This is a genomic window from Halalkalibacterium halodurans (assembly GCF_004376175.1).
GTDB classification, from domain to species: domain Bacteria; phylum Bacillota; class Bacilli; order Bacillales; family Bacillaceae_D; genus Halalkalibacterium; species Halalkalibacterium halodurans.
In genome coordinates, this window is the sequence record NZ_SNUY01000176.1 from 1 (window position 1) to 599 (window position 599).

At 38.7% G+C, this 599-nt stretch carries 1 protein-coding gene; it reads left to right on the forward strand.

Annotated elements, in window-relative coordinates; all coding sequences use genetic code 11:
* The first annotated feature begins 150 nt into the window (after positions 1 to 150).
* The gene (locus tag E2L07_RS20670) at positions 151 to 492 is read left to right on the forward strand and encodes a sugar phosphate nucleotidyltransferase (protein ID WP_243855038.1); all 342 of its coding nucleotides are present in this window, start codon (positions 151 to 153) and stop codon (positions 490 to 492) included.
* Positions 493 to 599: the final 107 nt, after the last annotated feature.

Sequence of the window (599 nt, forward strand, 5' to 3'; positions counted from 1 at the left end):
TTTTCTGGAATTGGGTGTTTGGTAACCTCAATTATCTACAGAAATCAGGGAGTGGCAATTTTTTTGCTTATAAAGCCCTCTAACATAGGATTTAATAGCCTATTTTATATAAAGTTTTGACAATACGATCGTCCACAAGGGGGTGAAAACATGAGGAAGGCAGTCATCTTAGCTGGAGGGACGGGGTCACGTCTATCTCCAATCACCCGAGTGATTAATAAGCACCTACTCCCCGTTGGCTCCTATCCGATGATTTATTGGTCGATTTTAAAAGCAAAGGAAGCCGGCCTTCACGAAATCCTGATCTTAACTTCACGAGAACATTTAGCCGCCTTCATTCAACTATTAGGTGATGGAAAAGATTTAGGGGTGCATCTCCATTATATGATCCAAGATCAAGCGGATGGAATTGCAAGTGCCCTTTCTTTAGCTGAACATTTCGTTGGAGATGAAAAATTTCTCGTATTATTAGGAGCGTCCGGACAAAATTAATTTCTGCTTGGTTGATAGCGATTTTTACAGAAGAACTAGCGTAGAAAAAAATTAAATTAGGCTAAGAGCGGAGAGTGAGTTTACATTTTTTTTGAAATTATATTAAA

Bases quoted from the DNA above. Each gene is read 5' to 3' on its own strand.
- E2L07_RS20670 (WP_243855038.1), top strand. From the start codon at position 151: ATGAGGAAGGCAGTCATCTTAGCTGGAGGGACGGGGTCACGTCTATCT.